18 protein-coding genes are annotated in these 19,721 nt (G+C 31.8%); 9 read left to right on the top strand and 9 right to left on the bottom strand.

The genetic code is table 11. The annotated features are described in order from the left end of the window. Positions 1-222 precede the first annotated feature (222 nt). Positions 223-702, top strand: coding sequence for a hypothetical protein (locus tag GM3709_RS16230; RefSeq protein WP_066121219.1), 480 nt, complete (start codon positions 223-225; stop codon positions 700-702). Between the two features lie 73 nt (positions 703-775). Here the strand turns inward: GM3709_RS16230 and psaJ are convergent, their stop codons facing one another. Together psaJ and GM3709_RS16240 are read right to left on the bottom strand one after the other, a co-directional pair. Continuing rightward, positions 776-904: a photosystem I reaction center subunit IX gene (psaJ, locus tag GM3709_RS16235; RefSeq protein WP_017296182.1), complete on the bottom strand. Its 129-nt coding sequence runs from the start codon at positions 902-904 to the stop codon at positions 776-778. Positions 905-945: 41 nt separating this feature from the next. Then, positions 946-1,452: a Photosystem I reaction center subunit III gene (locus GM3709_RS16240; protein ID WP_066121221.1), complete on the bottom strand. Its 507-nt coding sequence runs from the start codon at positions 1,450-1,452 to the stop codon at positions 946-948. Between the two features lie 151 nt (positions 1,453-1,603). Here GM3709_RS16240 and tsaD point away from each other — a divergent pair, with 151 nt between their 5' ends. The 6 genes from tsaD (at position 1,604) to GM3709_RS16270 (ending at position 10,026) form a co-directional block, all read left to right on the top strand. Next, positions 1,604-2,656 (top strand): tRNA (adenosine(37)-N6)-threonylcarbamoyltransferase complex transferase subunit TsaD, encoded by a 1,053-nt coding sequence (gene tsaD / locus GM3709_RS16245; RefSeq protein WP_066121223.1) that lies wholly within the window; start codon positions 1,604-1,606, stop codon positions 2,654-2,656. A 127-nt stretch (positions 2,657-2,783) separates the two neighbouring features. Further along, on the top strand, positions 2,784-3,524 hold the full coding sequence (locus GM3709_RS16250) for a Uma2 family endonuclease (protein ID WP_066121226.1): 741 nt from the start codon (positions 2,784-2,786) through the stop codon (positions 3,522-3,524). A 286-nt stretch (positions 3,525-3,810) separates the two neighbouring features. Continuing rightward, positions 3,811-6,942 carry a PAS domain S-box protein gene (locus GM3709_RS16255; RefSeq protein ID WP_066121229.1) on the top strand — a complete coding sequence of 1,044 codons (3,132 nt, stop codon included), beginning with the start codon at positions 3,811-3,813 and terminating at the stop codon, positions 6,940-6,942. A gap of 49 nt (positions 6,943-6,991) precedes the next feature. Continuing rightward, a complete protein-coding gene (locus GM3709_RS16260; RefSeq protein ID WP_071828060.1) occupies positions 6,992-8,329 on the top strand; it encodes a diguanylate cyclase domain-containing protein in 1,338 nt (445 codons plus the stop codon). Positions 8,330-8,643: 314 nt separating this feature from the next. Beyond that, positions 8,644-9,564: a geranylgeranyl diphosphate synthase CrtE gene (gene crtE, locus GM3709_RS16265; protein WP_066121233.1), complete on the top strand. Its 921-nt coding sequence runs from the start codon at positions 8,644-8,646 to the stop codon at positions 9,562-9,564. A gap of 9 nt (positions 9,565-9,573) precedes the next feature. After that, entirely contained in the window at positions 9,574-10,026 is a 453-nt protein-coding gene (locus GM3709_RS16270) for a divergent PAP2 family protein (protein WP_066121999.1), read from the top strand. Between the two features lie 111 nt (positions 10,027-10,137). Here GM3709_RS16270 and GM3709_RS16275 read toward each other — a convergent pair whose 3' ends face one another. The 4 genes from GM3709_RS16275 to trpC all read right to left on the bottom strand — a co-directional run bounded on the left by GM3709_RS16275 (position 10,138) and on the right by trpC (position 13,072). Beyond that, entirely contained in the window at positions 10,138-10,491 is a 354-nt protein-coding gene (locus tag GM3709_RS16275; protein WP_066121235.1) for a slr1659 superfamily regulator, read from the bottom strand. Positions 10,492-10,536: 45 nt separating this feature from the next. Continuing rightward, positions 10,537-11,133 carry a DUF6272 family protein gene (locus GM3709_RS16280; RefSeq protein WP_066121238.1) on the bottom strand — a complete coding sequence of 199 codons (597 nt, stop codon included), beginning with the start codon at positions 11,131-11,133 and terminating at the stop codon, positions 10,537-10,539. Positions 11,134-11,325: 192 nt separating this feature from the next. Next, complete coding sequence (locus tag GM3709_RS16285; RefSeq protein ID WP_066121240.1) at positions 11,326-12,012, bottom strand: TIGR04283 family arsenosugar biosynthesis glycosyltransferase; 687 nt, start codon at positions 12,010-12,012, stop codon at positions 11,326-11,328. 172 nt (positions 12,013-12,184) lie between these two features. Beyond that, on the bottom strand, positions 12,185-13,072 hold the full coding sequence (gene trpC, locus GM3709_RS16290; protein ID WP_066121242.1) for an indole-3-glycerol phosphate synthase TrpC: 888 nt from the start codon (positions 13,070-13,072) through the stop codon (positions 12,185-12,187). A gap of 184 nt (positions 13,073-13,256) precedes the next feature. Here trpC and efp point away from each other — a divergent pair, with 184 nt between their 5' ends. Beyond that, entirely contained in the window at positions 13,257-13,814 is a 558-nt protein-coding gene (gene efp, locus GM3709_RS16295; RefSeq protein ID WP_066121244.1) for an elongation factor P, read from the top strand. 62 nt (positions 13,815-13,876) lie between these two features. Next, complete coding sequence (gene accB / locus GM3709_RS16300) at positions 13,877-14,374, top strand: acetyl-CoA carboxylase biotin carboxyl carrier protein (RefSeq protein ID WP_066121247.1); 498 nt, start codon at positions 13,877-13,879, stop codon at positions 14,372-14,374. Between the two features lie 88 nt (positions 14,375-14,462). On the opposite strand, the gene GM3709_RS16305 is transcribed toward accB, so the two are convergent. From GM3709_RS16305 to GM3709_RS16315, 3 genes are all read right to left on the bottom strand, one after another. Further along, positions 14,463-15,083, bottom strand: a complete 621-nt coding sequence (locus GM3709_RS16305; protein ID WP_066121249.1) for a precorrin-8X methylmutase — start codon at positions 15,081-15,083, stop codon at positions 14,463-14,465. Positions 15,084-15,159: 76 nt separating this feature from the next. Then, on the bottom strand, positions 15,160-17,652 hold the full coding sequence (locus GM3709_RS16310) for a SpoIIE family protein phosphatase (RefSeq protein ID WP_231937584.1): 2,493 nt from the start codon (positions 17,650-17,652) through the stop codon (positions 15,160-15,162). A gap of 164 nt (positions 17,653-17,816) precedes the next feature. Next, a complete protein-coding gene (locus GM3709_RS16315; RefSeq protein WP_066121253.1) occupies positions 17,817-19,490 on the bottom strand; it encodes an AarF/ABC1/UbiB kinase family protein in 1,674 nt (557 codons plus the stop codon). Positions 19,491-19,721 lie beyond the last annotated feature (231 nt).

A 19,721-nucleotide genomic window follows, 5' to 3' on the forward strand; every position in this document is an offset into this window, starting at 1 on the left:
TCACACCTAAGTTTTATCTTTTCTGACTTAAATTATATACCAAATCAATGCGTCTTAGCTTACAAAAATTATCAGTATCGGGGAATAGGGAATAGGCAATGGTAAATTGGATAAAAAAACTGTACCTCATACTTTTAAGAAACGCTATATACTAATAATTTTATAATAAATATCATGAATCTAAATCTAAGAACTGTTTTTGTTAGTATACTATTTACATCAATGATTGTTTTAAATGCCAATGGACAATCGAAAATAGGTGGCGGTTTAATTCATAATTCTCAAGGTACTGCAGGAGGCATTGGTGTAACGGGGAAAAATGGGCAAGGTGGTTGTTTAGGTGTGGGGAATACCAACCAGGGTGCGATGGGATGTCAAGGTACTTATAATAATAGTGAAACTGGAGCTAATCGTAGCGGTTTTAGTCGTACAAAATATTCCGAACAGGAATTAAATCATAATTCACAAGGTAGTGGTACTCGTCAAAATGGTTCAACTTTCAATCGATCGACTACAAGTAATTACAATATGGAGGAAAAACAAGGAGAGAGACAAGTTAACCGTCAAGGAACAACTGAAAATGGAGAGTATAATTATGATAAAAATGCAACTTATACAGAAGGTACTTTTTGTCGTACTGTTAATGGAGAAAGTGGTACTTATCAATACACAAATAGTGGACAATTATCTTGTCAAAATTAGCAAAAAAAATCAGGCACGATCGATCTTTTTTTTCGATCGTAACCTTCAAGTTAATCCATTTTCAATGAAAAATTTAGCCCATCGGGTGGAATAAAAGATCAGGATAAAAACGGTTAAATTCGATTAATAAACCTGCAGTGAAAACTAATAAAGCAGTTATTAAAACAGGGGCGGTGGATAAAAAAGTTGTTAAATCTTTCATCAAATTTTCTCCTAATAATTAGTTAAAATGAGCAACAAAAATTAACGAGGAGAAACGGAAATTTCCGAGTCTTTAACTGTTAATTGACCAGAAGTAAACTCTTGTAAAGCTTGTAAAGGCCATAAGAATCCAAATAACATTTTGCTAATAGCGAGAGGTACATCGATGATGATTTCACGCATTTCGGTGTCTTTTTCTTCTCTGATAGCGATAAGATAAGAACGACCTACCCAGCCAATCCAACCAGCGATATAAAGGAATAATACGCCGGGGATAATAAAGTCTCCAGCATGGCTTAATCTGCCATCTACTACTAAGTGAGGATACCCTTCAGGGCCACAAAGAGCTTCAGCATAGCTTTCAGCACGTTTTTGACCAGATTGAGGATCGGAAGTGGTGTTACGGAAACTTTTGGCTTTAGCTTGAAAAGCCGCAGACTCACTACAAGGAGTTAAGTGAGATAAATCTGCACTAGCAGTAGGAGCAAAATTTGCCCATAAAGACACGGAAAGAGCGAAAGCTAATACTAAACTAAATATTTTTCCCATAGAAATTGTTTCCTGTATTTTTATTGAAACAATAAGTTTTTGTTACAAAAAAGAAGCTGAAAAATGGCTTCAAATGCGATCTTACTGTGATTAGTAAATGGAGTAAAGTAATAAGAAGAAAATTTATTATTCTTAACAAATTACTTAAATAATGAGTGTAATTTTAGCAGTAGAAAGCAGTTGTGATGAAACTAGCGTCTCAATCGTAAAAAATCGTAATATTTTATCTAATGTCATCGCTTCACAGATTAAGTTACATGAACAATATGGGGGGGTTGTACCTGAGTTAGCTTCCCGTCAACATTTAGAAATGGTTAATCCTTGTATTGATAAGGCTTTAGAAGATTCTGGTTTATCTTGGAATCAAATCGATGCGATCGCCGCCACTGTAACACCCGGTTTAGTCGGATCATTAATAGTGGGAGTAACAGCGGCTAAAACATTAGCTATGGTACATAATAAACCATTTTTAGGAGTCCATCACTTAGAGGGTCATATTTATGCTAGTTATCTTAATGATCCTGATTTAGAGCCACCTTTTTTGTGTTTATTAGTATCAGGAGGACACACTAGCTTAATTCATGTTAAAGATAGTGGTATTTATAAGAATATTGGTTCAACTAGAGATGATGCAGTAGGAGAGGCTTTTGATAAGGTAGCACGGTTATTAAATTTACCTTATCCGGGGGGACCTGTCATTGATAAATTAGCAAAAGAAGGTAATCCAGAGGCTTTTAAACTTCCTGAAGGGAGAGTTTCTTTACCAAATAATCAAGGTTTTCATCCTTATGATTCTAGTTTTAGTGGGTTAAAAACAGCGATGTTAAGATTAATTACTAAATTAAAAGAGGAAGAAGGTGATAATTTGCCCATTGCGGATTTATGTGCTAGTTTTCAATTTACTATAGCAAAAGCCTTGACAAAAAGAACAATTCGTGCTTGTTTAGACTTAAATTTGAGAAAAATTGCTGTTGGTGGTGGTGTGGCCGCTAATAGTGGTTTAAGGCAACATTTACAACAAGAAGCTAATAAATACAATTTACAGGTGTTTTTTCCCCCTCTGACACTTTGTACGGATAATGCGGCCATGATTGCTTGTGCCGCTTGTGATCATTTTAATCATGGATTTCGATCGAGCTTGTCATTGGGAGTTGCATCGAGAATGAATATTGAGGAAGCAAAAAAAATGTATTACTCATCTTGAAATAAAGATGAATTATAGTGTTTAGGTCATAGAAGTCCTTTCGTGAATAAAAATACTATTATGTTATATTGGAAATTAAAAAGACGAATATTTAAGATCTTTAATATTTTGTGTTTCTAATTAAGACATGATACAATCACTTCCTTCACCAATAGTTGATGTAGAATCACCTGAAAAAGAATGGGAAGAAATGCCTATTCCTGATATTAGTAATCTGATTACAGAAGATGATACCCCTGTGGATAATTTAATTTCAGAAAAACAACAAAGACTATTAACAAATTCTCTTTATAGTTCGCTTGTCCGAGATTTTCCTTTTTTAGCCACAGCTAATGTCGGTTTATTTTATGGGGCTAAACGCTCCCCTTTAGTACCTGATACCCTTCTGAGCTTTAGGGTTAGTATCCCTCAAGATTGGTCACAAAAGCATAATCGTTCTTATTTTCTCTGGAATTTCGGTAAACCTCCAGAAGTAGCAGTGGAAATTGTCTCTAATAAAGTAGGTAATGAATTAGGTAGCAAATTAACGGATTATGCTGATGCAGGAGTAGCATATTATGTGGTTTTTGATCCTCTGCTTTGTCTTGGGGAAAAACCATTATACGTTTATGAATTGAGAGCAACCCAATATTATTTACTTGATGATTATTTTATGCCCAATATTGACTTAGGCTTAACTCTTTGGGAGGGTAAGTTTGAAGACAAAGAATATACTTGGTTGCGTTGGTGCGATCGTCTTGGCAATATTCTTTTAACGGGGGATGAAAAAGCTGAACATGAAAGACAACGAGCTGAACAGGAAAGACAACGAGCCGAAAAACTAGCAGATTTTTTAAGATCTCAAGGAATTAATCCCAATGAAATTTAAAGTAGTCAAATATATTCTCTGAGATAACCTAAGACGCATTTAACTTGCATATAATTTAATGATAAATAAATAACTCTTTCTCCTTGTCCACCTGTCTTCTTGTTTCTCTGTATCATTTTTGCTAATAATAAACTACATGAGTTTTAGGTTAATAAGTAGGGGTTGGTGAAAAAGTCTTCAGATAGAAACCCTTTTGAAAAGAGAAGATGAGAAGAATAGAGAGTCAATTTTGAAGAAGTGGGTAAACTGTATGAAATGAGGAATTAATGATTAACTCGGTAACGGTATGAGAAATTCTGATTTTAATGCGAAGAAGTTTCAAATAACTTTGACAAAATATAGTCTTTTTTTAGCCATCCTAACAGGTTCGATCGCTTTATCGGTCATTGTGGGATGGATTTTTCATGTTGAATCACTCATCAGAATTTCACCGAGTTTAGCCACCATGAAGTTTAATACAGCTTTATGCTTTATCTTGTTGAGTACTTCTAGTTTATTATCTTACAAATCTTTTGCTTTTCGAGGCTCTCAAAATAAAGTTTTACGATGGTTAATTAATTTCTTTATGGTTATTGTGTTAACTATTGCCATAATGACTTTAATTGAGTATATCTTCAAATTAAATTTTGGCATTGATCAATTATTTGTTAAAGATTTTTTTGAAAATACAGGAGGTGTAAATGCGGTAAATGCACCTTTAGGAAGAATGGGATTTAATACCGCTTTTTGTTTTTTGATATTAGCATTCGTTAAATTATCTCTCAATTTGCCTCGTCCATTATATTTTAGTGCGCACATTCTTTCTTGTGTAGTTTTTTTAATCGCCTTACTTGCTTTTTTAGGATTAATTTACAACACCGCTTATTTTAATCGTGTTGAGTCTTATACTGACATGGCATTACATACGTCATTAAATTTTATGATCTTCACTATCAGTACTTTGTTTCTTTATCCCCATCGAGGAATAATGAGAATAATTACTAATAATACATTTGGTGGGACGATCGCTAGAAATGTTTTACCGATGATTATTATATTATCTCCTCTTCTATGCGGATTAATTCTCATTGGCTATGAACAAGATCTTTATACCGTAGCTATGGGATTTAATCTTTTATCTATACTATATATCATAACCTTTGGAAGTATACTTTGGAGAAATTCCTATTTTTTAGATCGTATTGACTTTAAACGAAAACAAGCGGAAAATTTATTGTATAGAAAACAGCAACAATTAATCAAGCAAAATCAATCTTTAGCACAATTAAATCAAGAACTTCAACAAGAAATTAAGAAACGTCAAAAAGTAGAAAATATCCTGAGAGAAAGTGAGGCTCAATATTTAGCTATTATTGAAGATCAAACGGAGTTAATCTGTCGTTTTCTACCTGATGGTACTCTGTTATTTGTCAATCAAGCCTACTGTAATTATTATGGAATAAAGCGAGAAAAGGTGATTGGATCTAAATATCTTCCCGTCATTTATCCTGAAGATTTACCAAAAATAGATCGAATGCTTGATTCTCTTTCTTTAGAAAATCCTGTGGCAACCATTGAACATCGTGCTATTGTTCAAGGAGAAATTCGTTGGATGCAATGGGTAAATCGGGCAATTTTTGATGAAGAAGGAAATTTTATTGAGTTTCAATCTGTGGGGAGAGATATTCACGATCGAAAACAAGCAGAGATGCAATTGCAACATCTTAATGAACAATTACAATCTCTTTTGGACAATGCACCATTATCTATCAGCTTATTTGATGAAAATGGTTGTTATTTAGAAGCTAACAACACTTTATGTAATATCCTAAATTTATCATCAAAAAATATTATTGGCAAAACCTTTGAAGATTTATTTCCAGAATCCTTATGTCAGACTTTTAGAGAACGACTAGAAATTTTAAAAAATACTCTTGAGGCATTAGACATAGAAGATGAAATTATCATTGATAATCAAACTAAAATATTTCGTAGTGTTCTTTTTCCCGTAATGGAAGAAGATAATACCGTTAAAATATTCTGGGCGATCGCTTATGATATTACGAAGCAAAAACAAATAGAAGCATCTTTAAAGACGAAAACTGAAGAATTAAATCGCTTCTTTTCCGTTGCCATTGATTTATTGGCGATCGCTAATACCGATGCTGATTTTTTGCGCTTAAATCGTCAATGGGAAAAAACTCTCGGTTATAGTATCGAAAAACTAGAAGGATCTAAATTTTTCGATTATATCCATCCAGAAGACTTGGAAAAAACCGATAATGCCTTATCAATCCTGAAAAATCAACATATTGTTAACAATTTTGTTAATCGTTATCGTTGTTATGATGGTTCTTATCGTTGGATTGAGTGGAGTTGTGTTCCAGTGGATAATTTGATTTATGCGGCGGCAAGGGATATTACCGATCGTCTCAAATCAGAAAATATTTTAAGACAATATGAACGTATTGTTTCTGCCACCAATGATGCCATCGCTTTAGTTAAGCGTGATTATACCTATCAAGTAGTTAATCAAAACTATTTAGACTTACATGGAAAATCCTACTCTGAAGTTGTTAATCATCACATTGCCGAAATTTTAGATCCCGAAGTATATATTAATGTCGTTCCCAAAGTAGAGTCCTGTTTGTCTGGTGAAACAATTCAGTTTGAGATGTGGAATGAACGGGATAAAAGTAATCCACAATACCTCAGTGTGACTTATTCTCCTTCTTTTGAATCAGATCAAACTATCTCAGGAATAGTAGTAAGTATTCGGAATATTACACAATTAAAACAAATTGAACAACAAATAGAAAAATCATTACGAGAAAAAGAAGTTTTGCTCAAAGAAATACATCATCGGGTTAAGAATAATTTACAAGTCATCAATAGCTTATTAAATTTGCAATCTCGATCGATACAAGATTCTAGCATTCGCCTTAGATTTAAAGAAAGTCAAACTCGTATTCAGTCAATGGCTTTAATCCACGAACACCTTTACCAATCCAATAATCTTTCTGAAATAAACTTATCTAAATATATTAAAGAATTGATTAATGTTTTATTTAGTTCTTATCAAGTAAGTAATTCAACCATAGAGGTTAAAATCAAAATAGAACAAAATTTCTTTTTAGATATTGATTCTGCTCTACCCTGTGGTTTAATCATCAATGAATTAATTTCTAATGTGCTTAAATATGCTTTTGATGATAACCAAAAAGGAAAACTATTTATTGGACTTAGTTCCGATGATCAAGAAAATTTAATACTTACGATCGCTGATAATGGAAAAGGTTTACCTCCTGAATTAGACTGGGAAAAAACCACTACTTTAGGATTAAGATTAGTCAAAAATCTCACTAATCAACTGAGAGGAAATATTGTATTGGATAATGAACAAGGAACAAAATGGACAATAACTTTAAATTGTTTATAATTGAACTATAACAAAGAATAATTTCGCCCACTGATGGAATAGTTTTTTAATGGCAAACAATCGAATGAAAATATTGGTAGTTGAAGATGAAAGTATTGTTGCCCAAGACTTGCAAATGATTTTAGAAGATTTGGGCTATAATGTGCCTATGTTTGTCGATTCCGGAGAAAAAGCGATCGAAAAAGCCCTAGAAATTAAACCCAACTTGATCTTAATGGATATAAGATTAATTGGAGAAATGGATGGTATTACAGCGGCACAAAAAATTATTGAAACTTTAGATATTCCCATTATTTATTTAACTGCTCACGGAGATGAAAAAACTTTAGAAAGAGCAAAAACAACTCAACCTTTTGGTTATATTATTAAACCTTTTACAGAACAAGAATTACGCATCGCCGCAGAAATAGCCCTTCATAAGCATCAAATCGATCGAAAATTAAAAGAAAATGCCCAGTGGTTAGCAACAATACTAAATAGTATCAGTGATGGAGTAATTGTGACAAATAATAATGGTAATGTAACCTTTCTTAATCCTTCCGCAGAGAAAATGACAGGTTGGGTTTTATCTGACGCAGTAAATCAGTCCATAAACTCGGTTTTTAACGTTATTGATGAGAATACAAAAAATAGTCTTGATTCGGTTTTGATGAATGTGATTAAATCAGGAAAATTGTGTAAACTCCCCGAACAAACATCTCTAATTAATAAACATGGCATACAAATTCCCATTTCTGACAGTATTTCACCTATTGGCAATACTACACATATTAACACTGTCAAAGATTTTATGGGAGAATCTTCAGGTACTGTTTTCGTCTTTCGAGATGACACGGAAAGAAGATTAATCAATCAACAATTAAGACATCAAGCCTTTTATGATGGTTTAACAAATTTAGCAAATCGAGTTTGGTTTACTGAAAGACTTAGTGATGCTATTCAAAGATTTCAACGCAATCGAGAATATCTATTTGCAGTTTTATTTTTAGATTTAGATAGCTTTAAGATTGTTAATGATACTTTAGGACATTGGACTGGAGATCAATTACTGATTGGCGTGGCAAATCGTTTGTTAAAATTAGTACGCCCGATGGATACTGTTGCTCGTTTTGGTGGAGATGAGTTTGCTATTTTATTGGAGAATATTTCTAATATTGAAGAGGTTTGTCATATTGCACAAAGAATTCAGAGAGATATAAGTACTTTTTTTATGATTAGGGAAAATAGAGTATTTACAAATATAAGTATAGGTATTGTTTTAAGTTCCATGATTTACGACTCTGTGGAAAAGGTGATGGAAGATGCTGATATTGCCATGTATCAAGCTAAATCGAAAGGAAAAGGATGTTATGAAATATTTACTAGAAGCGAAACAATTAGGGGTTAGGAGTTAGCGATTAGCCTTTTTTCAATTAAAGAATTAAGTAAGCTAAAACTCATGTAGTTCACTATCAGCAAAAGTAAGACAGAGAGACAAGAAGACGGGTGGAGAAGGAGAAAGAGTTATTTATCATTAAATTATATGCAAGTTAAATGCGTCTTAGCTTGGGAGTTATTTTGTTTTTAAATCGAGAATCATCGAGAATCAAGGGGGCTAATTCCTATTCTTAATTCCTAATTCCTAATTCTTAATTGATTGATCTATCGTCATAAATCATTGATAATTGATCCATGATAATAAGCGATCGTGTCAATTACATCATGATACAAACCGAATTGAAAAACACTTTAAAATCTGACTTTGATTTAAAAGCCTATTTACAGGAAAAAAAAGAGTTAGTAGAAAAGGCTTTGGATGAATCTTTGCCCATCGGGAAACCCGAAAAAATCTACGAAGCAATGCGTTATTCTCTCTTAGCAGGGGGAAAAAGATTACGCCCAATTCTTTGCTTGGCAACAGCAGATTTATTGACAGAAAATGAAATTATGGCGATGCCTACTGCTTGTGCTTTGGAAATGATTCATACCATGTCATTAATTCATGATGATTTACCAGCAATGGATAATGACGACTATCGCCGAGGTAGATTAACAAATCACAAGGTTTATGGAGAAGATATAGCGATTTTAGCCGGTGATGGTTTATTAGCTTATGCTTTTGAATATGTGGCAGAAAATACAAAAAATATCCCCTCAGAAAGAATTGTTAAGGTGTTAGCTATTTTAGGTAAAGCCGTTGGTGCAGACGGTTTAGTGGGTGGACAAGTTATGGATTTGGATTGCGAAGGGAAGTTAAATGTTACGGCGGAGACTTTGACTTTCATTCATCGTCGCAAAACTGGAGCTTTACTAGAGGCTTGTGTTTCTTCTGGAGCGGTGTTAGCGGGTGCATCGTCGGATGATTTGAGTCGTTTGTCAATATATGCTCAAAATATTGGTTTGGCATTCCAAATTATTGATGATATTCTCGATGTAACAGCTACCAGTGAGGAATTAGGCAAAACTGCGGGGAAAGATGTTTGCGCCCAAAAAGCGACTTATCCTAAACTTTGGGGTATAGAAACTTCTCAGAATAAAGCAGAAGAATTAGTAAAAGATGCGATCGCACAATTAACGGTATATGGAAAAAAAGCCTTACCATTACAAGCTATTGCAGAATATATTGTTCAGCGTAAAAATTAGGTGAAACAAATGCAGGTTTTTATTGAAATATTCACCAATCGTTTAATTGCTATTCCTCTTCTTGCCTGTATTTTGGCACAAATAATCAAAGTTTCTGTGGACACTATTACTAATCGTAAATTTAGTTTTCGCTACCTTGTTAGTACAGGTGGAATGCCTAGTTCTCATTCTGCTCTCGTAGGAGCATTGGCGACAGGTGTCGGTCAAATTTTGGGATGGTCTTCTCCTGAATTTGCGATCGCTTCCATATTTGCTGGTATAGTGATGTATGATGCGGCAGGAGTTCGACAAGCGGCCGGAAAACAAGCTAAAATCTTAAATCAAATAATGGAAGAATTTATTAATAATGAAGATTTAAACGAGAAAAAATTAAAGGAATTATTAGGTCATACACCTGTTCAAGTAGTAGTCGGTTTACTATTAGGAATTTTAAGTTCAATATTTTTACTTCCTTTATTTTAAAAATGGTTATTTAAAGATAAGAGAAATTTTTACTGATATTAAAATTAGTTTTAGCTTAATTAACAATTAAATAAATGACTAAATAAATGACTGTATGATATTGATTAATTTTTAGTTAATTTCTAGTTTTAACCCGGGTAAAAACTTTTGTAAATTTTTCAAAGATTTTTTTTGCCAAGGGATTTGTTCTGAACCTAAAATAATTAATTGTACTCTTTTATTTTTTCGTAAACCAATTACAAATTTTGATAACATACTAATACCAGAACTATTTAAAAAAGATAATTCTTTTAAATCGATCGTAATATTTTCTGGATCATTTTCTGTAGTTAATTCTAATAGATCTTTAATAGGAGCATATTCTTGAGGGCCTCCTAAACTTAACTCTCCTGCAAATTTTACCGTCATATTTTGAGGATATAATTCTATTAAATAATCATCTCCTTTTACCGTTTGATTTTCCATATTAATCATCATTTAATTATTAACTATAGATCGGGAATTATAAACTTAAACTTGTATTTGCACCATAGTAGTGACTAGATTAAAATCATAGGAATTAGTAGATTCGATCGTTTCAAACTTCCATCCTATTTTACCAGAATAATCATTAATTATAGTCAAAAAACCTAAACCAGAACATTCATCTTCAGGCTCATTAGAGGCACTTTTTTCTAATTGTTCAATATAAAGAGATTCCGTATCTTCAGAAGATAATCTAGCGATAAAATCTTGTAGTTTCTTCATATCATTAGACTTAATACTATTGGTAGCAAAAATTACTGCTATTAAATGATTATTTTCTAAAAAATGAACTCCAAATTGAATTTGAGAATTACTATTTTCATCATTATATTTCATCGCATTTTCTAGCAACTCATTAGCCACATAAGAAACGGCAGATTGACTATCTTTAATGCGTTTTTGTTGTGCCATATCTCCATCATCTAAAGGCAAAAAAGTAGTAAAATAATCAGCTATAAAATAAGCAGATAAACGATTATTTCGCCAACGTTTTTTAAGGGGAATAGAGGAAGGAGTAAAAGTCAATTCTAAAGAATCTTTTTCCGGGGGAAATTGTTCAATAAATTCACCAAAAATTTGCATCTTACTTATCCTATCGGAGTTTTTTCTATTGTAAATTATTTCGGTTCAACTCGTCATCAGAAAAAAAAATTAGGTGGGATACAAAAATTCAGATTTTAAGGAATAAAAAATAAATAGGAAGTGATAAAATTAAACTAAAGCTAATTAATAGATATTTTTATCTAGTACTAATAAAAAAAGTTGCAAATTTTATTATTTAATTTGACGATAGAAAATAGCTAATTTTTCTGGTTTAATTTGTAAATAATAACCAATAATAATTAATTGATTAATAAGAGTTGTTTTGATGATTCCTAGTTTATTCCATCTCCTTGATGAAGTAGTTACAGCTGAATCTGTTATATAAATTTTTCCTTTATTTTTAAGTCTTTTAATTAACTCAAAATCTTCCATTATCGGTATATCTTTATATCCTCTAATCTTATCAAATAGTTCTTTTTTTAAGAAAATTCCTTGATCTCCATAGGGTAATGATAAATATTTCGATCGAGCATTTACAATCATTTCTAAAAACCGAAAAATAGGTTTATTACTATCAATATTTAATTGAAATGCTCCTAAAATAAAATTTTTTTGTTGAACAGTCTTAATAATGGTTTCTTGATATTTTGATGGTAAAATAGTATCCCCGTGTAGAAATAATAATATTTCTCCTTGAGCATTTTTTGCCCCTAAATTCATTTGATAGCTACGACGTAAAATGGGAGATAAAATAACCTTAAAGCCTTCATTTTTAATTAATTTAACCGTGTTATCTTGACTACCACCATCTACAAAAATAAATTCTATTTCCGAGTTGTTTTCGAGATTAGGTAATATTTTAATTAAGTTTTTTTCTTCATTAATAACAGGAATAATAATACTAATTTTTATGCACATTCATTAACATTAAAATTTAAGAGTTAATTTATTAAAAAAGTATATTTTAAAAATAAGCTGAAACAGATCTAAGTTTACTAAACCTCTTGAAAAATTAAAATTAAATTAGATTTAACAAAAGAGATCATGTATTTTAATCACTATGTTTTATTCCCTAAATTTTGCAATAATCCTAATGATTATAAAGGTTATTAATTGCAGTTTCTAAGTTATCTTGTTTAATTAATGATTCTCCAATTAAAACTGCATTTGCTCCAGCACTCTTAACAAAATCAAGATCACTTTTTGTGTATAATCCCGATTCACTAACTACTGTGATTTTCCTATTTAATAAAGTTTCTTTTCTAGCGGATAAAATATTTTTAGTAGTTTCTAAACTAACCTCAAAATTTTCCAAATTACGGTTATTTATTCCAATTAATTTTACTTCTTCAATTGATAAAACTCGATCGAGTTCTTCTAGGGTATGAACTTCAATTAAAGCCGTCATTCCTAAACTATGAATAATTTTGAGAAAATAACGTAAATCAGAGTCTTTTAAAATAGCAGCAATCAATAAAACAGCATCCGCACCATTTAATCTTGCTAAATAAATTTGATAGGGATAAATAATAAATTCTTTACATAACAAAGGCAGTTTTACCGCAGTTCTTACCTTAGCTAAATTCTCAAAACTACCCTGAAAAAACTCTTTATCGGTTAACACAGATAAACAAGATGCACCACCTTTTTCATAGGATTGAGCGATCGAAATAGGATCAAAATCTGGTTTAATAATCCCTTTACTAGGAGATGCTTTTTTTACTTCAGCAATTAAAGCTGGTTTTTTTGGCGAATTCTTTAAGGCGTTAAGAAAATCAAGGGGGGAAGAAGATAACTCGGCCACTTTTTTTCTTAAGTCTAACAAAGAAACTCGATCGCGCATTTTTTCGACTTCTTTTTCTTTATGCCAAACGATCTTTTCTAAAATATTTTGAGGTTCATTTTCAGGTAATTGTATTTGATAACGGAGACTTTCCACTGCCACAGTGGGAGATGGTTGTTGACGACGTATTTTCATGAATTAATATATAAGTCCTAGTTTAATATCTAAGTTTACTAATGAATAGCATTCCTATAAACAGCTAACAGCTAATTGTCTTTCGCTACTTGTCATCAGTACCATTTTAAGAGAATATAGTTTAAGTATTTTAACTGAGTATTGAATAAAATTACTAAAAAAACCGTTTATAGTCTAAATTTTTATGATTTCTAGTAATGATTTTCGTCCGGGTGTCAGTATTGAATTAGATGGTAATGTCTGGAAAGTTGTCGAATTTTTGCACGTTAAGCCGGGTAAAGGTTCTGCTTTTGTGCGTACTAAATTGAAAAATGCCCAAAATGGTAACGTGATGGAAAAAACCTTCCGAGCGGGGGAAACTGTACCTCAAGCTAACCTCGAAAAACGTACCATGCAACACACCTATAAAGAAGGAGATCAATTTGTCTTCATGGACATGGAAACCTTTGAAGAAGCACGTTTAACCGAAGCTCAAGTGGGCGATCGTTCTAAATATCTCAAAGAAGAAATGGAGGTTAATATTCTTTATTGGAATACCACTGTATTAGATGTTGAATTACCAACTTCTGTGGTTTTGGAAGTGGTAGAAACAGATCCAGGATTGAAAGGTGATACTGCGACTGGAGGCACAAAACCAGCTATCCTCGAAACGGGCGCACAAATTATGGTACCTCTATTTATTGTCATCGGCGAAAAAATTAAGGTGGACACCCGTAATGATAGTTATTTAGGTAGAGAGTAAAATAATTATCAATTATCAATTATCAATTATCAATTCTCTTAATATATATATAGTATTAAAAAGTGCCAATAGATTTTAACCAACTACGAGATTTTATCGAAGCGATCGCCAAAACAGACATCACTGAATTAGCGATAAAAGAAGGAGATTTTGAGTTAACATTGCAAAAAACTAATCCTCATAGTAGCGTACCTATCTATACTATTAGTCCTCCGCCTTCTATAACTCCTCCGATAACAGAACCTCCCAATGTCCTCGAAAATGGAAATACTCCGAATATCACGATCGATAAACCATCTTCTCCAAAAAAAGGAGATAACTGGATTGAAATAACATCCCCGATGGTAGGTACATTTTATCGTGCTTCTGCTCCCGGAGAATCTCCTTTTGTAGAAACAGGCGATCGAATTTCTCATGGTCAAGTAGTCTGTATTATTGAAGCGATGAAACTCATGAATGAAATCGAAGCGGAAACATCAGGACAAGTGATGGAGATTTTGGTGGAAAATGGTGAACCAGTGGAATATGGACAAACCCTTATGCTAATCGCACCCAATTAGGCATTACTAAAAAACGAAATAAAGTACCAAAGTTTAGAGTTAGAGATTGCTTCGTAACCTCATAATCACTGTAAACGTTATTAAATTCCTAATTCCTAATAGTTAATTGTTTTCCAATCCAAGCTAAATCGACTAAACCAGTAAAAATTGCGATGGCCAGATTAACTCCTCCTTTGGAACTGTCAATGCGAATATGTGCCACAGAAGACTCTTTAAGTCGATTATTTGTCAATTCCTTACGAATAAATCCCGAAGGAGTGGCAATAATCAAACTAGGTTGAATAGACTGAGATTCCATCAAATCTAGTAGAGTAATCAAGACTCCCGAACTTTGACCAATAATATAAATGGGAGAGGTATAACGTAGAGAAAGATGTTGTAAAAGCCATGACTTTTTCTGCCGTAAAGAAATAGGGATAGAAATATCTTCTAAACAGTAAATAGGATTAAGAAAAGTTTGTTGTAATGAGTATAAAATTCCTGTTTGAATTACCGCCGCATCAACAATAATAGGAACTCGATCGTTTAAAGCCTCAACGGAGGATTTTAAAGCATTTGCAGAAAAATTAACTAAAGAATAATAATTTAAGTCTCCTGTAGCACAAATAACTCGACGAACAATCTCATATTCTGCACAAGAAAAATTCCTATTTCCTACTTCTTTGTCAATGATTGCCAAATTTTGTGCCGTTAGCAAATTCCATTCCATCTTGTTTTTATTAAATGTGAGTAATTTGATTTATTTTTAACATCTTGAACTTTTTTGAACAATGAATATTTTTCTTCTATTTCTGCTTTAATAATAATAAAGTAATATCATCAGTAATTTTATTTAAACCGATAAATTTTTTGACATCATTAATAATAATATCTTTAATACTTTCTATGTCTAAATGCCAATTTTGACTAACTACATTACAAAGTCGATCGATACCATATTGAACTTTATCAACATTTCTAGCTTCGGTAATTCCATCAGTATAAAGGACAATTCCATCCCCAGAATTAAGATTAATTAATATATGATCAATAAACTCTGTTATATCATAATCTAAACCAATAGGTAAACCTAAATCGATCGTGTCAATTAATTCTACTTTTCCTCCTTTTCTCACCAAAATAACTTCTTCATGTTGTCCACTAATACATAGTTGATTATTTTGATAATTAATAATTGCTAAAGAGAGATTTTTCTCTGATTTCATCCTTTGAATATTGTAATAAATTGCTCGATTAAGAGTATCTAAAAAAGTGACTGGATTTTTTTCTCCCTGTTGTTTTAAAGTACAAATAGCCGCTTGTATCATTACCATTAACATTCCGCTTTCTAAACCATGGCCTGTTACATCTCCAATGCCAATAGTGATAACATCATCTAATTCTAAAACGTCATAATAATCTCCTCCTAATTCGTCCATCGGTTCCATATAACCAGCTATATCTAAAGACTTAATTTTTTTTAATTCTTCAATTTTAGGTAATATTAATTGTTGCATTTCGTGGAGAATTTTTAACTTACCACTTAATAAGATATTTTCTGAGCATAAACGAGTATTTAAAAGACTAATTTCTTGATTTGCTTTAGCTAATTCTTGAGTTCTAATTTCGACTATTTTTTCCAGATTTTTCTCTAATAATTTTCTCTCCGTTATTTCTGTTTGAATAGATAAATATTGTAAAATTTTACCTCTATCATCTGTTAATGGTACGATCGTAGTGTCAACCCAGTAATAATGATCATTTTTCGCCTTATTTTTAATTTCACCTCGCCATACATGGCCATGAGAAATGGTTGACCACATTTTGTCATAAAAATTTTTATTATGGCAACCAGACTTTAATTTATTAGTTTTTTCTCCAATTAATTCTTGTTCAGAATAACCAGAAATTTCTTTTAATTTTTCATTACAATAAATGATTTTTCCACCCGGATCAGTTAAAGTTACAATGGCAGATTGATCGATGGCATATTTGAGATTAGAAACGTCTTGTAAAGAAGTATTCAAATTATCAAAAAAAGCCTTTAACATCTCACTCATGTGATTAAAAGATTCCGCCAAAATATCCAATTCTTCAATACCTTGTAAAGGAACTTTTTGATTAAATTCTCCTTCCGAAATATTTTGAGATGCTGTTTTTAATTTGATAATTGGTTGAATAATTAATTTAGAAGTAATTACACCACTAGAAATAGCAAAAATCAACGCAATTACCGATAAACTAATAGTTATTTTTGTATTTTCCTGAATAAAAGTCATAAAATCTGACTCAGGAATTGCTACCACTGCAAACCAATTAATTCCATAATTATTACTAATATTAACAACTTTAATTAAGAGATTATTTTTATTAGTAGATAATTGAAATTCCTGAATTTTTATATCATGTTCTGAAAAAACATTTTTTGAGTTTAAAAACTCAATTATTTGTCGAATGTCTATATTTGGATTATTAATAGCAGGAGTTAAAAAAAATCTCAGATCTTTATCTTGATTGTTATATTTATTTCTCAAGGAATCAGCAATTAATAAACCATTTCGATCGATAATAAAAGCAAAACCAGTTTTACCGATTTTTAATTGACTTAAAAAGGAACTTATATCTGTTAAATCTCGATGATTAGTTAAAACACCTAAAAAGTTATTCTTTTCATCATAAATTTTTTTACTTGTAAAAGTAATAAGTTGTTGATTAGAAATATCTTTATAAGGTTGAAGCCACTGATTTTGATAATTTTTAAGAGTATTTTGATACCAAAAAAGTTGGCGAGAATCAAAATTAGAATCATCTTGACGGCGTAACAGTTTAATAATATTTCCTTGAGAGTCAACAGAATAAGTTAATAAACTATTAGACTCATTTCTATCTAAAATTTTTAACTCAAAATCTTGGGAAGATTTTTTGATAATTTCTATATAATTTCCTTGTTTTTCATCAGCAAAAGCAATTTTATCAATATTATTCGTCCATTGATATTGAGAAATAAAATAACGTCCTAATAGTGTTAAATCTTGAAATAATAAAGGATCAATAATAACTGCATTTCTATTAACTTGATTTAATGCTGTTCCTTCAATAAAATAATTTTCTAAATAATTATCAATTTTATAAGCAATTTCACTGTTTAAATCAGTTGTAATTTCATTTAAAGCCCTTTTTGCACTACGATAAGATAAATAGGTAACAATAGCTAAAATCGCCAAAATCTGACACAAAAAAGGCCACACTAATAAAGTGCGCAAATTTGTCCGAGGATAGTTTTTTTTGACGAGTTTCATTAACATTTTAACAATTAATAATTCATTAGGTTTTAGGTGTTGGGTTTTAGAGTTTTAGGAATTAGACGTTAATCAATAACCTGCATTGAAATTTATTTCAATACTAACAGAGCAAGTGTGCTAAAGTGACTCGATTACTTATTACTATTACTCATTGCTCATGATTAGCTTATCGCTAATTGTCGAATGGCTTGTAAGGCAACATTAAACAGTTTTTGGGGTTGAAATTCTGGTTGAATTAATGTCCATAATCGTTGTACTTCTTCTGTGTGTAGTCGATCGTCTTCGATTAAAGCCGTAATTAGTTGCCTACGTAAATAATCCCCTTCCTCAGAAACTAAAAATTGTAATCCTAAACTAGCCGTCGGTAATAAATCGAACTGTCGATCAGAACGTGCGATCGCAATCATATTTTCTAATCTTTCCCATTGAAACTTACCATCTTTAAATAAGACTTCAATAAGACGTTTACGCATAGCAGGAGATTCTTCCATCAATAAACGACGGGAAACATAAGGAAAAGATACTTCGACAATACGAAAATCAGGATTAAGACTTAAAGCTAAACCCTCCTGAGTGACTAATGAGCGAATAATTAAAGCGAATTTTGCTGGTACTCTGAAAGGATATTCAAACATCAACTCAGAAAAATCATCAGTGATGGTTTTAAAGTTGAAATCCCCTACACTTTGTCCAACGGCATTGCCTAAAACTTTCTCTAAGGCAGGTATAATAGGTCTTATATCTGTTTCTGGAGTTAAAAAGCCCAAATTGACAAAATCTTTTGCCAAAGCCTCATAATCACGATTTATTAACTGTACAACGGAAGATGCGATCGTTTCTTTAGTCTCTTCTGTTAACTGATCCATCATACCAAAATCAATATAAGCCATTCTACCATCTGTCAAAGCAAACAAATTGCCCGGATGAGGATCGGCATGAAAGAAACCATGTTCCAACAACTGTCTTAAACCAGAAGTGACTCCGACACGGATAATATCGCTAGGATTTAAACCCGCTTTTTTTATCCCTTCTAAATCATTTAATTTGATGCCATTAATCCACTCTAAAGTTAAAACATTATGGGTACTATAACGCCAATAAATGCAAGGAACTTTTACCTCATCATCACCTAAAAAATTAGTAGCGAATTTCTCAGCATTTCTTCCTTCATTTATATAGTCAATTTCTTCAAATAATTTAGTACCAAATTCATCAACAATTAACCCTAAATCATGACCTAAATTTAATGGTAAAAAAGGTGCTACCCAGGCAGAAGCTAAACGCATTAAATATAAATCAAGGGTAATAACAGGTAATAAATTAGGACGCTGTACCTTAACGGCAACTTCTTCACCCGTGTGTAAAACAGCTTTATAAACCTGTCCTAAACTAGCCGCCGCAATCGGTTGTGAGGAGATTTCTTTATAGGCATCTTCTACTTCTAAATCTAATTCTTTTTCAATAATATTAAAAGCAATTTTAGTATCAAAAGGAGGCAATTGATCCTGTAATTTTATTAATTCTTCTAAAAAATCTTTACGAACCAAATCTGGCCGAGTAGATAATGCTTGACCAACTTTAATAAATGTCGGCCCTAATTTTGTTAAAATTTTTCTTAATTGTTCTGCTCTTTTTTGCTTGTTATTTTCTTCTTGGTTAAACCATTTATCTAAGATTAATTGAAGGATGAAAACCCCAAAATAAAAGATAATTTTCAAACTGCGAAATATTGCCAACCAAGGACGATAACGATAATACTGAGCGATCGATCGAGGGTTATAATGTCTTATAGGTTCAGTATTGCGTTTTTGTGCATCTGATGATGAGTAATTCACGTTTTATTATTCAGTTTTATATAAAAAGATTTTAAATAGTTATAACAAAAAAAAGATAATTACAACATTGTCAAATTTTAAAACTCTTGATTTGCAATGGTTTTGATTCTCTCTCTTATCTTATGCTATGGACCTAATTATAACTCACCAACACCGTGTTAAAAATATACTATTTACTATAGATCATGATAGAATTAGGTATAGATTCCCATCCATAAAAATATGATAATG

Source organism: Geminocystis sp. NIES-3709, from assembly GCF_001548115.1.
Taxonomy (GTDB): domain Bacteria; phylum Cyanobacteriota; class Cyanobacteriia; order Cyanobacteriales; family Cyanobacteriaceae; genus Geminocystis.